Genomic DNA, 626 nt, shown 5'->3' with positions numbered 1-626 from the left:
CCGACCTTCACGCCGGCCTTGCGGCCGCCGGGCTCGGCGGTCTTCACCACCTTCAGGCGCGGAGCGACATCAACGCCGAGCGTCTCAGGGCTGGTCTCGTCCAGCGGCTTCTTCTTGGCCTTCATGATGTTGGGCAGCGATGCATAGCGCGGCTCGTTGAGGCGCAGGTCCGTGGTGACGATGGCCGGCAGCTTCAGGCCCACCATCTGCAGGCCGCCGTCGACCTCGCGGGTGACGTCGACGGAGCCCTCGCCCACATTCACCTTGAACGCGAAGGTGCCCTGCGGCCAGCCCAGCAGCGCGGCCAGCATCTGGCCGGTCTGGTTGGAATCGTCGTCGATGGCCTGCTTGCCCATGATGATCAGGTCGGGCTTTTCCTGCTCGACCACTTTGGCCAGGATCTTGGCGACGGCGAGCGGCTCGACGGCGGCGTCGGTCTTGACCAGGATGCCGCGGTCGGCCCCCATGGCGAGCGCGGTGCGGATGGTCTCGCCGGCCTGCTGCGGGCCGATGGAGACGGCGACGATCTCGGTGGCCTTGCCCTGCTCCTTGAGGCGCACGGCCTCCTCGACGGCGATCTCGTCGAAGGGGTTCATGGACATCTTGATGTTGGCGAGCTCCACGCC

The 626-nt window shown here is 67.7% G+C and carries 1 protein-coding gene; it reads right to left on the bottom strand.

Translation table 11 applies throughout. The features are described 5' to 3' along the window. A partial coding sequence (locus tag JQC81_RS32645) for an electron transfer flavoprotein subunit beta/FixA family protein (protein WP_203275897.1) occupies nt 1-626 on the bottom strand: 626 nt, incomplete at both ends.

The organism is Microvirga arabica (assembly GCF_016811235.1).
GTDB classification, from domain to species: Bacteria; Pseudomonadota; Alphaproteobacteria; order Rhizobiales; family Beijerinckiaceae; genus Microvirga; species Microvirga arabica.
Note: the sequence above shows the minus strand (reverse complement) of the source record. Positions and strands in the feature narration are given on the sequence as shown.